Annotated in this window: 18 protein-coding genes and 1 pseudogene; 6 read left to right on the top strand and 13 right to left on the bottom strand. The window is 56.2% G+C overall.

Annotated elements, in window-relative coordinates; all coding sequences use genetic code 11:
- Positions 1–121: 121 nt before the first annotated feature.
- Positions 122–1,126, top strand: a complete 1,005-nt coding sequence (locus MVB78_RS03275) for a phosphorylating glyceraldehyde-3-phosphate dehydrogenase (protein WP_297487784.1) — start codon at positions 122–124, stop codon at positions 1,124–1,126.
- Positions 1,127–1,165: 39 nt separating this feature from the next.
- A complete protein-coding gene (locus MVB78_RS03270) occupies positions 1,166–1,528 on the top strand; it encodes a hypothetical protein (protein ID WP_297487782.1) in 363 nt (120 codons plus the stop codon).
- Between the two features lie 23 nt (positions 1,529–1,551).
- On the opposite strand, the gene MVB78_RS03265 is transcribed toward MVB78_RS03270, so the two are convergent.
- The 6 genes and pseudogenes from MVB78_RS03265 to MVB78_RS03240 all read right to left on the bottom strand — a co-directional run.
- Positions 1,552–2,235 carry a hypothetical protein gene (locus MVB78_RS03265; protein ID WP_297487780.1) on the bottom strand — a complete coding sequence of 228 codons (684 nt, stop codon included), beginning with the start codon at positions 2,233–2,235 and terminating at the stop codon, positions 1,552–1,554.
- Positions 2,213–3,034: an ATP-binding cassette domain-containing protein gene (locus MVB78_RS03260; RefSeq protein WP_297487778.1), complete on the bottom strand. Its 822-nt coding sequence runs from the start codon at positions 3,032–3,034 to the stop codon at positions 2,213–2,215. The genes MVB78_RS03265 and MVB78_RS03260 overlap by 23 nt, the downstream gene beginning before the upstream one ends.
- Positions 3,031–3,930, bottom strand: a complete 900-nt coding sequence (locus MVB78_RS03255; protein ID WP_297487776.1) for a hypothetical protein — start codon at positions 3,928–3,930, stop codon at positions 3,031–3,033. Before MVB78_RS03255 ends, MVB78_RS03260 begins: the two co-directional genes overlap by 4 nt.
- Before the next feature lie 47 nt (positions 3,931–3,977).
- Entirely contained in the window at positions 3,978–4,529 is a 552-nt protein-coding gene (locus tag MVB78_RS03250; protein WP_297487774.1) for a hypothetical protein, read from the bottom strand.
- A gap of 168 nt (positions 4,530–4,697) precedes the next feature.
- Positions 4,698–4,982 carry a DUF167 domain-containing protein gene (locus MVB78_RS03245; protein ID WP_297487772.1) on the bottom strand — a complete coding sequence of 95 codons (285 nt, stop codon included), beginning with the start codon at positions 4,980–4,982 and terminating at the stop codon, positions 4,698–4,700.
- Between the two features lie 16 nt (positions 4,983–4,998).
- A pseudogene (locus tag MVB78_RS03240) lies at positions 4,999–5,490 on the bottom strand (DUF402 domain-containing protein); the annotation flags it as partial.
- A 50-nt stretch (positions 5,491–5,540) separates the two neighbouring features.
- Here MVB78_RS03240 and MVB78_RS03235 point away from each other — a divergent pair.
- Both MVB78_RS03235 and MVB78_RS03230 read left to right on the top strand, forming a co-directional pair.
- Positions 5,541–5,840 (top strand): nucleotidyltransferase family protein, encoded by a 300-nt coding sequence (locus tag MVB78_RS03235; RefSeq protein ID WP_297487770.1) that lies wholly within the window; start codon positions 5,541–5,543, stop codon positions 5,838–5,840.
- The gene (locus MVB78_RS03230; protein WP_297487768.1) at positions 5,833–6,177 is read left to right on the top strand and encodes a DUF86 domain-containing protein; all 345 of its coding nucleotides are present in this window, start codon (positions 5,833–5,835) and stop codon (positions 6,175–6,177) included. Before MVB78_RS03235 ends, MVB78_RS03230 begins: the two co-directional genes overlap by 8 nt.
- On the opposite strand, the gene glyS is transcribed toward MVB78_RS03230, so the two are convergent.
- Positions 6,174–7,883 (bottom strand): glycine--tRNA ligase, encoded by a 1,710-nt coding sequence (glyS, locus tag MVB78_RS03225; protein WP_297487766.1) that lies wholly within the window; start codon positions 7,881–7,883, stop codon positions 6,174–6,176. The genes MVB78_RS03230 and glyS overlap by 4 nt on opposite strands.
- Before the next feature lie 115 nt (positions 7,884–7,998).
- Positions 7,999–10,281, bottom strand: coding sequence for an alpha-amylase family glycosyl hydrolase (locus MVB78_RS03220; RefSeq protein ID WP_297487764.1), 2,283 nt, complete (start codon positions 10,279–10,281; stop codon positions 7,999–8,001).
- A 183-nt stretch (positions 10,282–10,464) separates the two neighbouring features.
- On the opposite strand from MVB78_RS03220, the gene MVB78_RS03215 reads away from it, so the two are divergent.
- Both MVB78_RS03215 and MVB78_RS03210 read left to right on the top strand, forming a co-directional pair.
- The gene (locus MVB78_RS03215) at positions 10,465–10,695 is read left to right on the top strand and encodes an LSm family protein (protein ID WP_297487762.1); all 231 of its coding nucleotides are present in this window, start codon (positions 10,465–10,467) and stop codon (positions 10,693–10,695) included.
- A 14-nt stretch (positions 10,696–10,709) separates the two neighbouring features.
- A complete protein-coding gene (locus tag MVB78_RS03210; protein ID WP_297487760.1) occupies positions 10,710–10,901 on the top strand; it encodes a 50S ribosomal protein L37e in 192 nt (63 codons plus the stop codon).
- 94 nt (positions 10,902–10,995) lie between these two features.
- Here MVB78_RS03210 and MVB78_RS03205 read toward each other — a convergent pair whose 3' ends face one another.
- From MVB78_RS03205 to MVB78_RS03185, 5 genes are read right to left on the bottom strand one after another with little or no spacing between them, the layout of a single operon-like run.
- A complete protein-coding gene (locus MVB78_RS03205) occupies positions 10,996–11,715 on the bottom strand; it encodes a DUF72 domain-containing protein (protein WP_297487842.1) in 720 nt (239 codons plus the stop codon).
- Positions 11,716–11,720: 5 nt separating this feature from the next.
- Positions 11,721–12,971, bottom strand: coding sequence for a DNA double-strand break repair nuclease NurA (locus tag MVB78_RS03200; protein ID WP_297487759.1), 1,251 nt, complete (start codon positions 12,969–12,971; stop codon positions 11,721–11,723).
- Positions 12,958–15,621: a DNA double-strand break repair ATPase Rad50 gene (gene rad50, locus MVB78_RS03195; protein ID WP_297487757.1), complete on the bottom strand. Its 2,664-nt coding sequence runs from the start codon at positions 15,619–15,621 to the stop codon at positions 12,958–12,960. The genes MVB78_RS03200 and rad50 overlap by 14 nt, the downstream gene beginning before the upstream one ends.
- A complete protein-coding gene (locus MVB78_RS03190; RefSeq protein WP_297487755.1) occupies positions 15,618–17,021 on the bottom strand; it encodes an exonuclease SbcCD subunit D in 1,404 nt (467 codons plus the stop codon). Before MVB78_RS03190 ends, rad50 begins: the two co-directional genes overlap by 4 nt.
- A 9-nt stretch (positions 17,022–17,030) precedes the next feature.
- Positions 17,031–18,704, bottom strand: coding sequence for an ATP-binding protein (locus MVB78_RS03185; protein ID WP_297487753.1), 1,674 nt, complete (start codon positions 18,702–18,704; stop codon positions 17,031–17,033).
- Between the last annotated feature and the right edge of the window lie 83 nt (positions 18,705–18,787).

The following is an 18,787-nucleotide window of genomic DNA, read 5'->3' as shown; positions in this document are numbered from 1 at the left end:
ATTGGGCGGCGGCCCTTATAATCCCCTCGGCATTGAGCCGACTTCCTGAGAAGAGGCTGCTTTCACCGCCGGTGAAAACAAGGCTTAAGTATTTTACCGCTGTAAAACTTTCGGTGGGAGCATGAAGGTGCGCGTGGGTGTGAACGGCTACGGGACGATAGGGAAGCGCGTCGCCTATGCCGTCTCAAGGCAGGACGACATGGAGCTCATTGGTGTCACGAAGACGAAGCCGGACTTCGAGGCCTATCTGGCAAAGGAGATGGGAATCCCGGTTTACGCTGCAAGCGATGGCTTCATCCAGCGCTTTGAAAAGGCCGGCTTTGATGTTGCGGGCACTTTGAACGACCTCCTTGAGAAGGCCGATGTCATCGTTGATGCAACCCCTGGAGGAATGGGGGCGAAGAACAAAACGCTCTACGAGAAGGCAGGGGTTAAGGCGGTTTTCGAGGGCGGCGAGAAGGCGAGCGTTGCCGAAGTATCTTTCGTCGCTCAGGCCAACTACGAGAAGGCCCTTGGAAAGGACTACGTTCGCGTTGTCTCCTGCAACACGACTGGCTTAAGCAGAACTCTCTCGGCCCTGCAGGAGTATATAGACTACGTTTACGCTGTGATGATACGCCGTGCCGCTGACCCGAACGACTCCAAGCGCGGGCCGATAAACGCGATAAAGCCGACCGTTGAAGTCCCCTCCCATCACGGGCCCGATGTGCAGACTGTCATCCCGATAAACATCGAGACGATGGCCTTCGTCGTTCCAACAACGCTCATGCACGTCCACAGCGTCATGATAGAGCTCAAGAAACCCCTCACAGAGAAGGACGTCATAGACATCTTCGAGAACACGACGAGGGTTCTCCTTTTCGAGAAGGAGAGGGGCTTTGAGAGCACCGCTCAGCTAATAGAGTTCGCCCGCGACCTGCACCGCGAGTGGAACAACCTGTATGAAATAGCGGTCTGGAAGGAGAGCATAAGCGTGAAAGGAAACAGGCTGTTCTACATCCAGGCGGTGCACCAGGAGAGCGATGTAGTGCCTGAGAACGTCGATGCAATAAGGGCGATGTTCGAGCTCGCCGACAAGCGGGAGAGCATGAGGAAGACGAACCGCTCGCTTGGCATTTTGAAGTGAAGAGTTAAAAGCCCTTTTCCCTCTTTTACCCTGAGGTCTATGGACATTGAAGAGGCCCTTCTAATAGCGGGGATCCTAATCGCGGTCGCGGCCCTCATACTTCCGGGGCAGTCGGTGAGGGGAACTTTCTGCGAGGGGCAATCGGGCAGGCTGGGAGACTACCGCGTAAACGTTGCCGACGGCTTCCTCCGGGTCTCGGCCTCCACAGGGGACGTCTTCGTTGCGTGGAGGGACAGGGTCATCCTAAGAAAGGTGGGCCTGGAGTACACCTACTCAAACTCCACGGGCTGCTACACCGTTGAGATCCGCTACAAGGGGCCCGGCTACCTGCTCGCCTTTGCAGGCGGGCTCTCCCTGGCCGGAGGGGCGTTTTTCTACATGGCTTTCCTGAAGTACAGGTGAGGACAGCGAAAACGGAGAGGCCGTCAGGGGGAGAACTCCCTCCTTGAGAACGCCCAGTAGCCCCAGAGGAGGAGCAGGGCTGAGACGGCAAGATCGAGGGCCGTGCCGTGGGCGCCGTCAATCGGAAGAAGCCCCCTGTACCTGACGCAGAGCACCGGTGAGAACACGTAGGCAAGGGACGTCATCAGCGCGTCCGGGGACCCGGAGCCGCTCCTTCCGAGGAGGACGCTGAAGGACATTGGAACCGCTGACGCTATGATGAATAGAGTCAGCGTCCCCGCGAGTGAGTCGAGATAGGCGGCGAGAACCGCTATGAAGGCCGTGTAGAGGGGAACCTTCAGAAGGATCGGCACGAGGAACTCGGGATGCCCCTTCCACCAGGCCAGCAGGGCCACGCTTCCCATGCCCGGGAGGAGGCCGATTGCAACGATGACCGTGCGGGCTAAGAAAACCGTCTTGGGGCCGTTGAAGATGCCCAGCTCGAAGATCGTCGTCCTTGAGTCCCTGAAAACGTGGGAGCCTATGAGCACCCCGTAGACGGGGAAGAATATGTACTCCATGAGCGCTATGAACTGGCTCGGCCCCTCGGTCTTTATCGCGTTGAGGGAGGAGTCGGCCGCTAAGAGCATGAGCAGGAGGAGCACCGTGGTGGCCGCCGGGGGAAACAGGCCACGGAGGTACCACTTAACGGCTTTCCGCATAAGCATAGCGCAACCCCGCCCTTTTGAAGCCCGCTATCAAACCCCTCCTGAAGAGCTCGCTCAGGGTCTCCTCTTTCGCCCTCGCTATGACTATGGCCCCGAAGCTGTGAACGACTTCAATGCCAGGGGGAACCCCGGAGGTTCCGTCAACGAGGGTGACCTCGTAGACGCCGTTGGCAAAGAGCTCCCTTCTGCCGCCCTGCCACACGAGCCTTCCCTCCTTCATTATGATGAAGTGGTCCGCGACCGCTTCCCCCTCCTCCGGGTCGTGGGTGGCCATTATCAGCCCCTTCCTTTTGGAGAGGAGGTCGTCAACCAGACCCGCCCTGTAGGAGTCGAGGTGCGCCGTTGGCTCGTCGAGGATGACCAGTTCGGCATCGCAGGACAGCGCCATCAGGAGGTTGCAGAGCTGGGCCTGACCGCTGGAGAGACCGTCCAGCCTGTGGTCAAGGAAACCGCTTATCCCCAGGGCCTCGACGAGATCATCAACCTTCGGGCAGTTTGGATTGGCCCGGAGGGTCTCCACGAGGTCTCTGACCTTAACGGGTACGCTGAACTGGGGCTTCTCAAAGGAGTACCTTATTGCAACCCACTTATCGCCGCGCCTGTAAGGCTCAACTCCGTTTACCTCTGCCTTTCCTTCGGTCGGCTTCCTGAGCCCGGAGAGGACTGAGAGGAGGGTCGTCTTTCCGCTCCCGTTGTGGCCGACTACGGCCAGCCTCTGGGCTTTAACTTTGAAGGTCACGCCCCTTACACCCCACACGCTGCCGTAGTTCACCCCTAAGTTCGCCGCTTCAACCCTCATCCCCTCGCCCTCCCGGCTAAGATCAGGAGGATTACACCTGTGAGGATGAGCACGAAGTCAACGGGAGCTGTGTATTGTATGGCGCTGTACTTGATCGCCTGCTTCCAATCCTGGGAAAGGGGCTGGACGTTGGAGTTAACGAGGAGAATCGGGGGAAAGTCCCCGTTGTACATCTTGACCAAAAGCCATGTGTTCAGACAGTGGTCGAAGACCCTCCCGAGCTGGAGCGGCTCAAAGGTTTGGGGTATATGGGAATTGTAGGCAATTATATAGTACCCGTCGCTGGCTTTGAGATATCTAACCACCGGAAAGTACTCGCTGGAGTTGAGCTTTACCGCGAGGGTTTTGTTAAACCTCTCCAGGCCTTCCGGTGCGTAGAGTCTTGGGAAACCTAAGAACTTGGGGAGGAAGTACCAGTTTATGTAGCCGTGGTCTTCAAGGGGAGGAAGCTTTACAATCGGCCTCGACCTGTTCAGCAGGTAAACGGCATCTTTTGGGAAGAAGAGCCTAACCAAGGAGTCGTTCCTGGGGAGTATCATGTTGACCTCGCAGATTTCCTTTACCTGATCCCTCGTCATGTTGGTGAAGAAGGGGAACCTCCAGTCCCTTGGCGGGCTCTTGCTCTGGCTGTAGCCGTACCCGGGGCCGCCCCGGTAGAGTATGGCGGTGAAGTTGTAGCTCCCGTTCTCCAGGACTTCGAAGTGGTAGACGTACGTCCTGGAAACGAGGGCCCCCACGTAGGTGAAGGATGAGCCTGGTTTGCGGATGCTGTGATTTGAGCCGAGGTAAATGCCCAGGTAGTAGCTCGCTATCGGGTACATGACGAGGGCGAATGCCAAGAGGAGGAAGACGAAGCCGGCCAACGTGTAGGTCTTCCTTTTGCTTCTCATCCCCATCACCTTGTTGTCAATCGAGTTGGGCCTTAAAAATATAAAGAGAGCTTTCAAGCTGAGACCAGATAGTCCTTTATTGCACCAATTGCAATGTCATAGGCCTTATTTGCCAGTTCACTACCTCCCGAACTGTCAACGGTGTACCTGACCATAAGATAGGGCGTGCCTCCGATATAATCAACATTAAGCTCTTTGTCTCCCTGGTTAAGGCTGTCTTGGTACTCGATGTAAAGCCACATCTGCATAGTCCCATCTCTTGAGGACCCCAGTGCTTCAACGTGCCACCATCCTGAAGCGTAATGCTTTAGCGCTGAGGTACTGGCTGTTACTGACTTCCAGTACGCGTTACTGGCTGTTCCCGAATGGCTTCCAAAGTGGATGTAGTTGTACGGTGCCCCGAGGGGCGCGAACTCGACAAAGCCGTAGGGGTTACTTTCCACATTGTAAAAAATTGTGGTGTACACGTGTGCCTCAGCCCACCAGACTTTTTTCTGTATCTTTAATGTCACGCTACCGGGTATCCCTGCCGACACTGCCGGGCTTACAAGCCCCAAAACAACAAACCCAAGGAACAACGCAGCCAGGTAGTTTCTCCTCTTCATCTGCCCCCCCCGTAGAGTGATGGGCATTGTCTTATGCACAGCAGAGCTTATAAGCTTTACGCATCTTTGGTTGTAAGCATTACAAACATTAAGATGGATTTGGTTTATACGGGTTGTAATTCATTACAACTCCCCCTTTCAGACACCTGGTTCAGAGGCAGTCCGGGGTTAGAGGCCGAGCCTCTTCCTCACATCTTCCGCCCCAAGCCCCCTCACGAGCAGATCCTTCTCCCTGCCCGTCTCCCCTCGGACTATAGTGACCTCAGCACCGAGGAGCTTCGAGAAGAACTTCACCACTTCCTTGTTGGCCTTCCCCTCAACGGGCGGAGCTTTGATTTTGACCTTCAGTCTTCCGCGCCACTCATCGATGCCTTCAATCGCGTTCTTCTTCGCCTTTGGCTGGACGTAGATCAGGAGGAGAGCTCCCTCTTTCGTCTCCTTCAGGAACTTCACGGTAATCCCTCCAGTCGTATTCCCAGACGATTTTAGGGGGAAAGTCACCGCGTTTAAGCTTTTCGAGTATCCTCCTGGCAACGGAGTAGGCGAACTCAAAGGCCTCCCTACCTATCAGCCCGTGGTTCAGGGCCATCTCCAGCTCGTCCTCGTCGAGGAGAAACGCCCCTTCATCCGGGAAGACGAAGATGTCTAAGAAGAGGTCGAGCATCTCTAAGGTGTTTCCCTCGCGCTTTGTGTAGGCCAAAACGTCAATGTAGAGCCCCTTGAAGTTTCCCTCTTCATCGTAGACCTTGAGGATGTCGTAGTTCTCCCCGATGAATGCGAAGTAGAGCATGTTGTAGCCGTTCTTGATGACCTCAACGCCATTTACCCTCAAAGGCGCGAGCATGCCGGAGAAGGTTGACTTGGCGACGATGATATTGCCCAAATCAGCTATTACCTCGTCGTCCCTCTTAAGAACGCGGTTTGGGATCCTCTTGTAGATGAGGTGGATTTTGGACAACATAGAGAACGTTTACACTAAGCCTTTTATACATTCACAAATTACCAGAAATGATGACAAAGAAGCTTGAGGAAATCGAAGCCATTCTCCGGAAGCACAAGGAAGAGCTCAGGGAACGCTTCGGGGTTAGTTCAATAGCCATCTTTGGCTCCTATGCAAGGGGTGAGGAGACCGAGCTGAGCGACGTTGACATACTCGTTGAATTTGAAAGGCCTATCGGGTGGGAGATAGTCGATCTCAGGGACTACTTGGAGGAACTTCTCGGCCTGCCTGTGGACGTAATTACAAAAAACGCCGCCATGAGCAGAAAAGGGCTGTGGGAACATATTAGGGAGGATTTGGTCTATGTCTAAACGGGACCCCTGCCTTTTCATGAATGATATCTTAGAGGCCATAAGTCGGATAGAAGAGTATACCAGCGGCTACACCTTTGAAACCTTCGTTAACGACAGGAAAACGGTTGATGCTGTACTGAGGAACCTTGAGATTATTGGAGAGGCTGCGAGAAATATTCCAGACGAGGTGAGGGAGAGATATCCCTCTGTTCCTTGGAGGAGAATCGTTGGCCTCAGAAACGTTGTCATTCATCACTACTTCGGTGTTGACCTTTCGGTGGTCTGGGTCATCGTGAGTTCTCAGCTTGGAGAATTGAAGGAGGAAATTGAGAAAATCATCGAGAGGGAGTGCTAACTCCCGAAAATCAGCTCCCTCAGCCTGCCGGACAGCTCTTCAATGCTAACCCTCACCTGCTCCCTCGTGTCGCGGTCGCGGATCGTAACGGCCCCGTCTTCCGGCGTCTGGTTGTCGATGGTGACGCAGTATGGAGTTCCAATCTCGTCGTATCTCAGGTAACGCCTCCCTATCGTGTCCTTCTCGTCGTATACCACTATAAAGCCCTCCTTCTGGAGGGTTCTGAAGACATCGTAGGCTATGCCCTTGAGAGGCTCCTTGGCAACTAGAGGAAGCACAGCAACCTCTATCGGCGCCATGTCCTTCTTGAGTTTGAGGTAAGTCCTGTCCTCCTCGATGACGAGGCTGTTTTCGAGGAGCAGGTAGAAGGGCCTGTCTATGCCGAAACTCGGCTCCAAAACGTGGGGTACTATCTTCTCTCCCGTTATCTTCTCCTCAACTTCCTTGATTATGAAGTCGTCCTTCTCAAGCTCGTAGCCCTCGATGGTGACTTTTCCTTCCTTCTCAAGGAGCTCCGCTAACTCGCGCTTCTTCTCCTCGTTCCAGCCCTTTATCATTTCGTTTATCCTCTTGGCATCTTTCCTGAGCTTTGGACCGACGCGCTTCATGTTGAGGGAAACTTCCAGTCTCTTCACGGTTTTTGGTTCCTCGTAGTGGATGAGAACTGTTAAGTCAGCTCCGCTCTCGCGCATGTGTCTGCTCAGGTCGTAGTCACCGCGGTTGGCTATCCCAACGCACTCCACCCAGCCGAAGCGCTCACTGTGGATTTCGGCGTCCCAGGTGTCGCGCGAGTAGTGGGCCCTCTCCTCCGGCAGCTGCTGCCTGAAGCGTATCTTGTCCTCAGGAATACCTATGTCGAGGAGGGTTCTCTTGACCATAACGAGATAGTAGGCAAAGAAGGCGTTCATCAGGTAGCCCTTCTCGACGGCCTCTCCAGCAGTTAGCTCTATCTCCCCGAGGTTCTTGAGCTGGTGCTCTATCGGGTAGAGCCTAAGCTTTTCGTCTTTAACCTCCTTGAAGTGCGGATGAGCTGTCTCCTTCGGGTTGAAGAATATCTCCGCTTCCGCCTGCGTGAACTCCCTCAAGCGGAGCATTCCCTGCCTCGGAGAAATCTCGTTGCGGTAGGCCTTTCCAATCTGGAAGACGCCGAAAGGCAGTTTGTTCCTCGCGAAGGCGTTTAGGCGTTTGAAGTTAACGAACATGCCCTGGGCAGTTTCAGGCCTTAGATAGCCCTTCTGGTCGCCGTAGGGGCCGATTCTCGTCTCGAACATGAGGTTGAAGTACCAGACGTCCGAAAGCTCTCCGCCGCACTCGGGACACTTTATGCCGTTCTCCCTTATGAGCCTTGTAAGTTCCTCGGCGGAGAGCCCCTCGGCGTCTATTCCTAAGGCCTCTTCAACGAGGTGGTCCGCTCTAAACCTCGCACCGCACTTCCTGCACTCGACGAGAGGATCAACGAACTTCTCGACGTGACCGCTGGCTATGAACACCTTCTCCGGCGTTATGTCAGGCGTTTCGACCTCAAAGAAGCCCTCCCTCTGGAAGGCCTCCCTTATCTTCCTCTCGATTTTGCGCTTTATCGTCGCGCCGAGCGGGCCGTAGTCATAGAATCCGCGTGAACCGCCGTAGATTTCAAAGCTCCCCCAGGCAAAGCCCCTCCTCCTCATCAAATCCTGAAGAATCTCGTACTTATCAGCTTCTCCCATCGCTCACCACCTGAAACTGGAGCGAGGGACTTCATAAAAACCTTTTGGGGAACGGCCCGTCACCGTGTCAGAGGAACTCCCCGTAGCGAGGGGGAGGGAAGGGAGCACCTGCTCATCACCCCCTCTCGAGTATCAAGATGCCAATAGGGGGCACTTCAATAGTCCCGGTGACAGTACCTCCGCTCTCTGGCCAGATGACTCTCCACTCTCCGGGCGGGAGCTGGAGCTTGGCTGGCTTCCTCCAGGCGTTCGCTACAACGAGAACCTCATCGTCGTGCCCCCTGAAGAATGCCAGAGCCCCGTCCTTCGCTGTGTAGAACCTTATAGCACTGCTCCTCAGGGCGGGAACGGTCTTCCTGAGCTTCGCCAGGGCTCTGTAGTGGCTCAGCACGTCCCCGTTCACTTCGTCCCACTGTATCGGGTAGCGCTGCTCGTCGTAGTGGTTTTTATCTCCAAGCAGCCCCCTCTCGTCGCCCTGGAAGGTCACGGGGGTTCCAGGAAGGGCGTAGAGGAGTGTTGAGAGGAGCTTGAGCCTCTTTATGGACTCATTGCTCGGTTTATCCCCGAGGGAACCGCCCCCGAGGTCGGTGAGAACCCTCGATGTATCGTGGGAGTCAACGAGGTTGAAGCCCATCGCGACGACGTTCTCCCCGTAGCTCGCGTAATACCTCCCGAGCATCTTAAGCGTCGCGTTCCCGCTCAGGTAGCCCCTCGCGTAGTTCAGGAGGATATCCCTGCCAAGGGCGTAGTTCATGAGCGAGTCGAAGCGGTTTCCCTTAACCCACTCCGGCGAGAGAGTCCAAATCTCCCCAACGAGGTAGGCATCCGGCTTCTCGGCCTTGACCCGTTCCCTCAGCTCTCTGAAGAAAGTCCCGGAGTCGAGGACGTCGTTGGGAACGTCAACCCTTATCCCGTCGAAGCCGAACTCAATCCAGTGTAGCGCTGCACCGATGAGGTACTCCCTAACCTCCGGGTTGGCGGTGTTGAGCTTCGGCAAACTGCCAATACCCCACCAGCCGGCGTAGGCATTTCCATCGCCGAGCTTGAAGGGCCATTTTTTGATGAGGTACCAGTTCCAGTAGGGACTCCCCTTGCCCCTCGCTGCAACGTCCAGGAAGGCCCAGTGGCCTACTCCTGTGTGGTCGGGCACGAAGTCAAAGATCACCCTGATCCCGCGCCTGCGCGCCTCGTCGAGGAACTCCCTGAGCTCCCTTTCGGTGCCGAGGTGGGGATTCACGCGGTAGTAGTCGTAGGTGTCGTAGCCGTGGGCACTGCCCGAGATGAAGATCGGGTTGAGGTAGATTATCGTGACGCCCAAGCTCTGCAGGTAGTCGAGCTTCTCCGTTATGCCGGTTATGTCTCCTCCGTAGTACTGGTGGCAGCAGTTGAGGGGCGTTATCGGGCCGCTCCAGTTCGAGAGGATGGGCCTCCCACCGGTCATCTCGTTGAACCAGAGCTCGTCGGTCTGAAGGGCGAGGGGGTCGTTGCTCTCGTTGCCGTCGTTGAACCTCTCTGGGAATATCTGGTAGGTTATCCCGTTGCTTACCCACTGGATCTGGGGGAACCTGTCGATGCCGTCAAAGGTGAAGAACGGGCTTTTGCTGGAGTTCAGGACGGCGAGCCGCTTTCCGTCGGTGGAGTTTAGCAGGAGATAGTACCTCATCGGTTCAACCGCCGGGACTTCGGCGCGCCAGACCGCACCCGAGCCCCACCAGACCTGGGGTTTCATCGTGTAGTTTCCCCTGTCCGTCACGAGAACGGCCGATGAGAGGGTTCCCGGCTTGACCTCAACCCTCACCACAGTCCCGTTGTCGGCGACGCTCAGGTACGTCGGATCCCGCGGGTCGAACTCAAAGTAAAAGGCTGCCTCCCCCCTGATGATCCTCACGGCGTTTTTCCCCCCGTAGCCGTCTGGAACGTAGTCATCGGCATCGGGGTCAACTGGCTTTCCCCCGTTGTCCTTAGACATGTCCCTGACCCACTGGCCGTTGATGAAGTACTTGTACTGATACCTCCCAGGCCGGAGGCAGACGGCGACCTCCCAGGTGCCGTTTTCGTACCTCATGGGCAGTTTGCCCCACTTGTTGAAGCTGCCCCGCACGCTTACGGAGCTGACGCTCCCGTTGGCCGGTCTGTAGGTGAATTCCACGGGGACCCTCCCTGGGGGGCAGGATTTGGCCGAAACGTAGAGGGGTGTATAGTTCCCGGCGGGCAGGCTGAGGGGAGGAGATGAGACCGCAGTGGACGTGCTGGAGTTGAGGACAGGCGATGAGTTGCTTATTGACCCGGTACCCGACGGAGGGGCTGGAGATGTGCCCGGAGAAGCGCTCAGGCAGCCTGAAGATACCGCCGCCAGGAGAACGAGCAGAACTGCAAGGACTCCGACTTCCCTTCCCATTGGACCACCTTCATCACTCTCGGTGATACAGGTTATTAGTTTTCCGGTTGAAATTAAAGCTTGGCTTTGGGGGTGCATCCGGAAGACGTTCCGCGCGGAAAGCTCCCCCACCGCGGGGGGAAAGAGTTATAAACCGTTTCCCCAGTTAAGGCTATGAGCTTTGATTGTTTGGAGGTGTGAAAAATGGCGGAAAGACCACTCGACGTTATTCACAAGTCCCTTGATAAGGACGTCCTCGTGCTCCTCAAGAGGGGTGGCGAGTTCAGGGGCAAGCTTATCGGTTACGACATCCACCTGAACGTCGTCCTCGCCGAGGCGGATCTCATACAGGACGGCGAGGCCGTTAAGAAGTACGGTAAAATCGTCATCAGGGGAGACAACGTCCTTGCAATCTCCCCGGTCGAGATAGAATGAGCGGGGGGGATTGAATGGGTGCAGGAACGGAGCCGAAGGGGAAGAGGAACAGAACGCCCACCCACATCAGATGCAGGCGCTGCGGGAGGAGGGCCTTCAACGTCAAGAAGGGCTACTGCGCCGCCTGCGGCTTCGGCAGGAGCAGGAGAATGAGGAAGTACAGCTGGAGCCACAAATGGAAGAAGAAGAGGAACCTCAAGTACTGACCTTTCCTTTTCTTCCTGCCGATGAAGAAACGTCAGCACGCTGATCCGTGATGAGAAGGGACTTCACCGAGGCGGTTTGCCATTATCTGCCCTTCTACTTGCCCAAAATCTCTTTGAGCCTCTTTGCATCTGCGCACATGTTCGAGTTGTTGAAGAAGACGAAGCTCTCGGAGCGGTTCCAGCCGAGGATCCTTCTCCTTGTCCTCTCCAGCTCCTCATCGCTGTAGGCGTGGTTGTAGACTATCCTTCCGCCCTCGTAGCGCCCGTGGAGGCGGTAGTAGTTGACGTCTCCCCTGTGCAGCGGGGCCCTGATGAGAGGGTCGGTAACGTCTATGACATTGAACTCCCTGACGAAGCGCTTAACTCCCGACTCGCTCCAGCCCCTAAGCTCCACCGCTATCTCAAAGTTCCTCCTCTCGGCCATTTTAAAAAAGCGCTCCGCGTTCTGGAAGCTCTCCTCGCTCTCCTTGAAGCTCCTCGGCAGCTGGATGAGTATGAAGCGGGCCCCGAGGGTTGAGGCTTCGTTAAGCGTCAAGCGCCAGAAGTGAAGTACCTCGCTGTTGGGCCTCAGAAAACCCGTGCCCTTCGGCGGCCTCACGTTGCTCCTCCTCCATGTGGGGCTGTTGGATGGGTGGGTCACACCCTGGAAGGCCTTGATGGAAAAGACGAAGTTCTCAGGTGCCTCTTCCCTCCACCTCTGGAGGGTTCGCTCCCCAACAACCCTGTAAAAGGTCCATTGGATCTCTATCGCATCGAAGTCCCGGTAGTACTTCGCATGCCCCTCGCAGAAGCCGCAGGTTCCGACCCTTATCATCGCCATCACTCCAGCGGCTCCCTCCCGTAGCGCAGGAAGCTCAGGAACCTCTCGTTCTCGCCCACCAGTGCGCTCAGCACGGCACTCACGTAGGAGTCGAACTCCCTCTTCTTTATGACGACGGAGTGGTGGGCGTATTCGAGAGGGATCACGTACTCGTCCTCGGCTACGGAGAGGATTTTTGAAAGCGTCTCGTCGAAGTCCTGCCACGCCGGAACTTCAAGGAGGTAGATAAGGCCCCCTTTGACAAAGCGAACGTAGGCTGGCTTTATCCTCGTCCCCTTTATCTCGCCCCCATCTAAGACGAGGCCTTCCCTCAGGTTCTGGAACTTCCCGTGATCCATCAGCTCGACCACGAGTTTTGGAAGACCTCCCTTGGGCTTCTCAATGTAGCTGAACCTGAGGTAGCCGCTTTCATCGGTCAGGGAAGCCACAACGGGCGTGTCTATTATTGTCGGACTGCCCCCGAGGATCCTCGGTTCGAGCTCCTTGACCTTCTTAACCACGTCCGTCTTGTAGAATGTTTTAGCTACGGCCGCTATCTGGCCCCCGAGCAGCTTGTCGAGGGCGTGGAGATACTCAAGGTACTCGAAAAGGACTATCAGGTCTTCCCTGTCCTTGACCCACCACCAGCTTCCCTTTATGCTCCTCGCGCCGTTCTCCATGAGAACGCTGAATATCTCTTTTCCCGCCCACCCCCTTGAGGGGAGTGAAAACCCGTTCAGGACTTCTTTTTCTTCCAGCTCCCGCTTCCATGAGGCCCACTGCCCGTCGAGGAAGTCGAGAAAGTCGAGGGCAGCGTCCACGAGTACTCTCCCGTGCTTTGAGTAGAGCTCCCTCGTGGTGGAGGACGCGTAGGTGGGCGGGGTTATGAGGGCGCTGCTTATCGTTCCGTCCATGAGGACGAGGTCGGCGCCGAGCTCACCGCTTATGGCCCCCATCCTCTTCTCAAGTATGTCCATGTGGATTCTAACGCGCTCGTCGACGTTCTTGTATGGAAAGACCATGCCGATGTCGTTCCAGTAGTAAAGCCTCTCCCCCACGGCCGAGGCTGATACGGCGTAGATAACGGCCCCGCTCAGGCGCTTCATCATTCTGCTGCCATCAACGGCGTAAACGTTGCCGGGCGAAGGCGATGGCAGGCCCTCCCACCTGAAGTGCCTCCTCACGCCGTCCCTCAGCTTCTCAACCTCCTCGATGCCCTTCTCTAAGAACCTCCTTATCCCCTCAACGTGGGCGTCGCTAATACGCTCCAATCTCCTCAACCTCCACCCTGCTCTTCCCGCCGACGTTCTCCACCCTTATCACGTAGTCGGCCGCGTCCTTCAGCTCCTCGTCGTGGGAAACTATGATAACCTGCGGTATCTTCCTGAGCTGACTTGAGATTATCTCAACGAGCTTCTTCCTCCTTTCTTCGTCGAGGAAGGGCGTTGGCTCGTCTAAAATGAGGAGCTCAAGGTTTCCCACCTTGTAGAGCGAGAGGGCTAAGCGGAACGCCAAACCGAGTGCTATCCTCTCCCCGCCGCTGAGGAACTCTAATCCCACCTCGTTGCCCGCGTAGAGCACCTTCAGCTCTATCCTCTCCTTCCCGTACCTCCTCTCCCGCTTTAGCTTTACCCCCTGGTACTTGCCCTCGCTCATCTCCGAGAATGTTTCCCCGGCGAGCTTCTGCACCTCCTCTAATCCTCGGAGCTCCTCCTCCGCCTTGAACCTCGCAACCTTCTCCTTGAAGGCGGTCATGTCCGCTATGGCCTTCTCAACAACCTCCACCTCTTTCTCCGCCTCCTCTATCTCCTTCTTCTTGGTCTTCAACTCGTCAAGGAGCTTCATCACCTCGTCCCTAACTTCTTCAGCCCCCTTCAGCTCTGCCCTCGCCTTCTCAAGCTCTCTCGCACTATCCATGTACCTCCTTTCCGCTTCACTGTAGGCCTCCTCTGAGAACTCCTTCGAGAGCTTTTCTATCTCCTTCTTCAGCTCCCTTAGTTCGCCTTCCAGTTCTTTGAGGCTCTTAAGGCTCTCACTGCGCTTCCCCTCAAGGGCGGCGAGCTTCTTCTTAGCCCTCTCAAGCTGTGCCGGGACGCCCTTCAGGGAAAGGTACTCGCGGTAGGCAGGTTCGAGTTCTTTAAGCCTATCCTCAACCTCTTCAAAGGAGCCGAAGCCTTCACCCTTCATCTTTCCCGCGATTCTTTCTTTCTTCGCCCCTATCTCGGCGAGCCGCTTCTCTATTCTTGCAAGCTCTTCTCTGGCATTCTCTAAATCTTCAAACTCCTCCTGAAGGTGCCTCAGCTCCTTCTTTATTTCGATGAGCCTTGTTTTAGCCTTCTCGAACTCCTCAGAAGCTTTCTCAAGCTCCCCCAAATCGTACTTTGAAAGCTTCTCCTTGACTTCTCCTAAGAGATCGGCGGTCTTCTTCAGCCTTATCAGCTTCGGCTCCCTCTTTACGACCTCCCTGAGCTTGAGTTCCTTTTTCTTGAGCTTTTCAAGTCTTTCCATGGCTTTCTGCAGCTTCCCGTCGATGGAGGCTATCTCGGCATCGTACTCGGCCTTTATCTCCCCCTCCTCGTGCTCCGAGATTGGCCTCTTGCACAGCGGACATACTTTAGCGCCTTCGAGCTTCGAGAGGTTTTCAATGAGGCTATCCTTCTGTCCCCTGAGGCTTGCCATCTCCTCCCTTATCCTTGCCACTTCCTCGCGGAGGTTTTCGAGCTCTTCCTTTGCCTTCTCAATGGAATTCAGCTCCTCTTCAAGCTTTTTTAGGGTGATCCCGGCTTTCTCAAGCTCTTTCCTGTACCTCTCCGCCTCCGCCTTCAGTCCGAGAACGCGCTGGTAGAGGCTGTTCTTCCGCTTGAGCTCCTCGTAGGTCTCCCTGAGGGCACTCTCCTCCTTCTCCAGCTCAGCTATCTTTGAAGAGACCTCGTCGATTTTGGCGACCCTTTCCTCCAGTGTTTTCTTCTTTTCCCTCAGCCTGGCCTCCGAGACTTCGAGCTTTGCGAGCTCGTCCTTGAGCGAGAGGAGCGATTTAAGCTTCAGGTATTCTTCCGTGAGAGGTTCGAGCTCCTTCAGGCGAGCCAGCCTTTCCTCAAGCTCCTCTATCTCCTTCCCCACCTCGGAGATCTGGCCCTCGTACTCCTTTGTCCTCTCCTCCTCGGCCTTTATCCTCTGCTCCAGGACGGCCTTCCTCTTCTCCAGGTTGTCAAGCTCTTCCTTCAGGGTCTTGAGTCTGGAGTACTCCTCCTCAGCTTCCCCAAACTCCCCTTCGAGCTTCCTCACCCTTTCCCTCAGTCCGCTTATCCTCCTCAGCGTCTCGGAGAAGCGCTTCTCTGCATCGCGGAGGTTAGCTTCGACCTCCTCCTTCCTCTCGATGAGCTTCCTGAGGTATTCCCTCTTCCTCTTGAGCTCCCGTATCACCTCGGCGGCGTTCTTCTCGGCGTTCTCGTAGTCTTCAATTCCGAGAACCTTCCTCAGAACCTTCTCCATTACCTCGCGGTTCGTGATTATGCCCTCTATCTCACCCTGCCTTATGTAGAGGGCGTTTGTGAAGACCTGTATCGGGTAGACGTTCCTCTCCACCCACTTGGCTATGTCCGAGCTTTTCTCCGCTATCAGCGAGCCGTTCTCCAAAAGCTCGCTCTTTCTGCTGTCCCTCACGATCTGGTACGTCTTCCCGCCGTGCTCGAACTCCAAAGCAAGCGCTATGCCGCCCTTTGCGTTGACGCGCGTGTTGGCCTGGAGGTAGCCCCTGGGGAAGCTCGGGTGTCCCATGTAGAGGGCCGCGAAGATAGCCTCAAGGATCGAGCTCTTCCCCGCGCCGTTCTGGCCTATCAGGAGGTTTATGCCGTCGCTGAACTCGACCTCGCTCCTCTCGTGTGCCCTGAAGTTTTTGATCTTGATCCGTCTTATCCTCACGGCTTACCCCTCCTCAGCCATGCATCGAGGCTTGTCGGATTCTTGGGTTTGGGGACGGGCTTCTTTTCGTGCTTTTTCTCTTCTTTACCGGGCTTCTCGGTTTTCTCTGGCTCCCTTACCTTCGGCGCTTTTTCCGGGACTTTGGCCTTCTTGGGTGTCTTTTCCCCGGTTTCCCCCTTCGGGATTGTTGCCGCTTGGGGCATCCCCTTCCTGTACCTCTCCACCAGCCAGGAGACGAACTCGGAGAGGCCTTCAGAGAACTCCTTGGGATCAACGCGGAGGTGAAGCAAAAGCTCTCTCTCCCACTCCGTGAACAGCTCCTCCTCGCTCAGCCTCTCCTTCGAGAGAACCGCTTCCCCAACGACCCTGCTCCTGAAGGTGTAGTACCTTATTCCAGAGTCCTTGAGAAGGTCGTTGAACTCGGCCAAGCTTACACCGCCCTTTACGACCCCTTCGAGCGTTATGACCGCTATCGCATTTCTCGGGATTAGCGAAGAAACCTCCTCAACCTTCCTCCTGAGCTCGGCTTTGCTGCTCCCCTCTACCCTGACGGAGTAGAATGGCCTCGCGTGCACCCCCACGAACTCCGGGGTGAAGTCCTCAACGATGTAGAACCCCTTAGCTTCGTGGTTCTCCAGCACCTTCGGCTTTCTGTCCCTTGCAGAGTAGAGGATTAGGTGGCTCGCCTCCCTCACGTCCGTCCTCTCAAGGGAGCCGGGATACACTAAAGGACCGCTCAGGCCCGTCTGAGATGGCTCCGCTGTCCTCCTTACGTGGATGTGCCCGAGGGCGTAGTAGGAGAACCCATCGGGAAGTTCGCCCAGCCTCAGGTCGAAGGCATCTTGATAGGGTGTGTCCTTGGCGAGGTAGTCAATTGCCTGGTGGAGCATGAGGATTCCCCGCTTCCCTTTAAAGAGGGCCTTGAGAACGTTGACATCACCCCTTATGAGCTGCCAGCGGGTGTGGTGCCTAAGGCCATGGATCTCAAGGTCGCCGACCTTTCCCCACACGAGATAGCGGTTCTCTGAAAGCTTTTTGCTCTCCTGAAACTCGCCTCTCCTCGGCTCCCTCTTAAGGCCGATGGTGTAAACCAGCCCGAGGTGCTCGAGGAGGTCGAAGACGGACGTCTCCCGTATGGTTTTGTCGTGGTTGCCCTCTATCGTGAAAACCGGGATGCCCTTCCTCCTCGGCAGTTCGAGGACCTCAACGGCATCGCGTATCGTCCTCGGTGAAGGCCTGCTAACGTGGAACAGGTCTCCCGCGATGAGTATGAAGTCAACGTCGGCCTTCACGGCCTTCTCTACGGCCTCGCGAAAGACCCTGAGGTAGTCGTCGTAGCGGAAGGGCTGGTTGAACTGCTCCCTGCCCAGATGGACATCAGCGATGTGCGCGAACTTCATAGCGACACCTCACAGAGGGAGGGCGTTGATGGCCTCCTCTTCCGTTATTTCATCGTCCTCTTCCTTTCCCTCAAGCCACTCGGAGACGATGTCTATGTCGCCGCCGCCGTAGTGCCCGTTCATGTCCCTCTCGAAGCTGTACACCTTCACCATCGCCGGGATCGTTATCGCGTAGCCGACCACAACGGCTTCTCCGACCCCGAGGGAGGCTATGTCGTTGAGCAGATCCTCGCTTATCTGTTCGCTCGCCTGCTGCACGTAGCGCTGGTCGTTCGGCTCGACGAGCCTGAGGATTATCTTCGTGTTCGTCTGGCTTAAGATGTCGTCGTCAAGCTTCTTCGGCCTCTGGGAGACTATGCCAAGGCCAACCCCGAACTTCCTGCCCTCGCGCGCTATCTTTCCGAGCCACTTAGAGGCCGGGTTGCTCTCCCCCCTCGGGGCGAATATGTGGGCCTCCTCGACTATAACGAGGAGGGGTCTTGTGAGGGCAGGGTAGGCCTCGGAGACCTCCCTAACGAGCGCCCTGTCGTTGGTTCTCACGCCCTTAACGTAGTCAACGCGCTTTTTGAGGATGCCCCTTAGCGTGAAGCTCGCGAGGGATATCATCTGTTCCTCCTCCATTCCGCTGAGGTCTATCACGTTCACCATCCCGGGCCTTATCTCGCTCAGCACGTCCCTCGCGCTTATGAACTCGCCGAAGTTGGCGCGGAGCTCTCCAAGGTAGTCCTTGAGCCTTATCAGGGAGTCGAGATCCCTCGCCTGTATGCTCCGCCTAACCCTGTTGCCCCTCTCGTCGTAGTAGTATATCACCCTATCTTCGCTGCCCTCCGCGTTCTCGTAGGCCCGGATCCACTCCTCCATCTTATCCTCCATGGCCTCTATGAAGTCCAAGCCTCCAACGATCCGGCCCGACTCACGGGCCTCGGCCTTAACGGTTCTGTAGGCGAGGGAGAGAAAGCGCCTCTGAAGGCTCGCGTTCTCCGCTATTCCCAAGAGGGCTGCAAACTCCCCCAGCCTTATCCTCGCCGGGTCTATCGTCGCTCTTATCGGGTTCACACGCGCGCCGGGCCAGCTCAGGCTCCTGTACTCGCCGTGTGGGTCGAGGATGACTATCGTCCCCCTCACCTTGCTCACTATCTCCTTGGCGAGAACGGCTATCGTGTTGGACTTACCGGCGCCCGTAACTGCGAGAACGGCGAAGTGCCTTGAGACCAGCCTGTTGACGTCAAGGCCCACCTCAACCCTCTCCCTCGCTATGAGCCTCCCGATCCTCACCTGTCCGCTTGAGAATATCCTCTCCAGATCCTCATCGCTCGCGAGGTAAACCCTCTCGCCGGGTTTTATGGGAACCCTGTTGGGGACCGGCTTCCTCAGGAACTCCCCCTTCTCCGTCCTCAGGATCCCGAGGATCTTGGCGGTCGCGAGTATGGCCTCGCTCTTCTCAAGAACCCCAGTGGCGAAAACGCTCACGGTCTTCTCAACGTAGTCGTAGCTGCCCCTGCTGGCGTCCATCAGCCAGTTCATGTTTCTGACGGCCCTGAGAAGCGCGAGAACTTCATCCCCATCCCTGTTTTTTACGACCAGGAACTCGCCGAAGCGGGGGAGCTCGCCCCGGGGATTCACTATGAAGGTGAAGTGATCCGTGGTCGATTCGCCGAACACTATTCCAACCGGCTTCTCCATATTACCACCTTAAGTTGATTCAGGTGGGAGAACAAAAACCTTTCGTCCGCCTCGCGGGAGTGGATTTGATGATTTTCGGCAAA

This window comes from Thermococcus sp. (assembly GCF_026991495.1).
Lineage (GTDB): Archaea > Methanobacteriota_B > Thermococci > Thermococcales > Thermococcaceae > Thermococcus.
The sequence above is the reverse complement of the archived record's forward strand: the minus strand, read 5'-3'. Positions and strand labels throughout refer to the sequence as shown.

What these genes read in the sequence shown, in the direction of transcription:
- MVB78_RS03250 (WP_297487774.1), bottom strand. Translation starts at nt 4,529, where the DNA reads ATGAAGAGGAGAAACTACCTGGCTGCGTTGTTCCTTGGGTTTGTTGTT.
- MVB78_RS03275 (WP_297487784.1), top strand. Translation starts at nt 122, where the DNA reads ATGAAGGTGCGCGTGGGTGTGAACGGCTACGGGACGATAGGGAAGCGC.
- MVB78_RS03265 (WP_297487780.1), bottom strand. Translation starts at nt 2,235, where the DNA reads ATGCTTATGCGGAAAGCCGTTAAGTGGTACCTCCGTGGCCTGTTTCCC.
- MVB78_RS03185 (WP_297487753.1), bottom strand. Translation starts at nt 18,704, where the DNA reads ATGGAGAAGCCGGTTGGAATAGTGTTCGGCGAATCGACCACGGATCAC.
- MVB78_RS03255 (WP_297487776.1), bottom strand. Translation starts at nt 3,930, where the DNA reads ATGGGGATGAGAAGCAAAAGGAAGACCTACACGTTGGCCGGCTTCGTC.
- glyS (WP_297487766.1), bottom strand. Translation starts at nt 7,883, where the DNA reads ATGGGAGAAGCTGATAAGTACGAGATTCTTCAGGATTTGATGAGGAGG.
- MVB78_RS03190 (WP_297487755.1), bottom strand. Translation starts at nt 17,021, where the DNA reads ATGAAGTTCGCGCACATCGCTGATGTCCATCTGGGCAGGGAGCAGTTC.
- MVB78_RS03230 (WP_297487768.1), top strand. Translation starts at nt 5,833, where the DNA reads ATGTCTAAACGGGACCCCTGCCTTTTCATGAATGATATCTTAGAGGCC.
- MVB78_RS03215 (WP_297487762.1), top strand. Translation starts at nt 10,465, where the DNA reads ATGGCGGAAAGACCACTCGACGTTATTCACAAGTCCCTTGATAAGGAC.
- MVB78_RS03270 (WP_297487782.1), top strand. Translation starts at nt 1,166, where the DNA reads ATGGACATTGAAGAGGCCCTTCTAATAGCGGGGATCCTAATCGCGGTC.
- MVB78_RS03220 (WP_297487764.1), bottom strand. Translation starts at nt 10,281, where the DNA reads ATGGGAAGGGAAGTCGGAGTCCTTGCAGTTCTGCTCGTTCTCCTGGCG.
- MVB78_RS03205 (WP_297487842.1), bottom strand. Translation starts at nt 11,715, where the DNA reads ATGATAAGGGTCGGAACCTGCGGCTTCTGCGAGGGGCATGCGAAGTAC.
- MVB78_RS03210 (WP_297487760.1), top strand. Translation starts at nt 10,710, where the DNA reads ATGGGTGCAGGAACGGAGCCGAAGGGGAAGAGGAACAGAACGCCCACC.
- MVB78_RS03235 (WP_297487770.1), top strand. Translation starts at nt 5,541, where the DNA reads ATGACAAAGAAGCTTGAGGAAATCGAAGCCATTCTCCGGAAGCACAAG.
- MVB78_RS03260 (WP_297487778.1), bottom strand. Translation starts at nt 3,034, where the DNA reads ATGAGGGTTGAAGCGGCGAACTTAGGGGTGAACTACGGCAGCGTGTGG.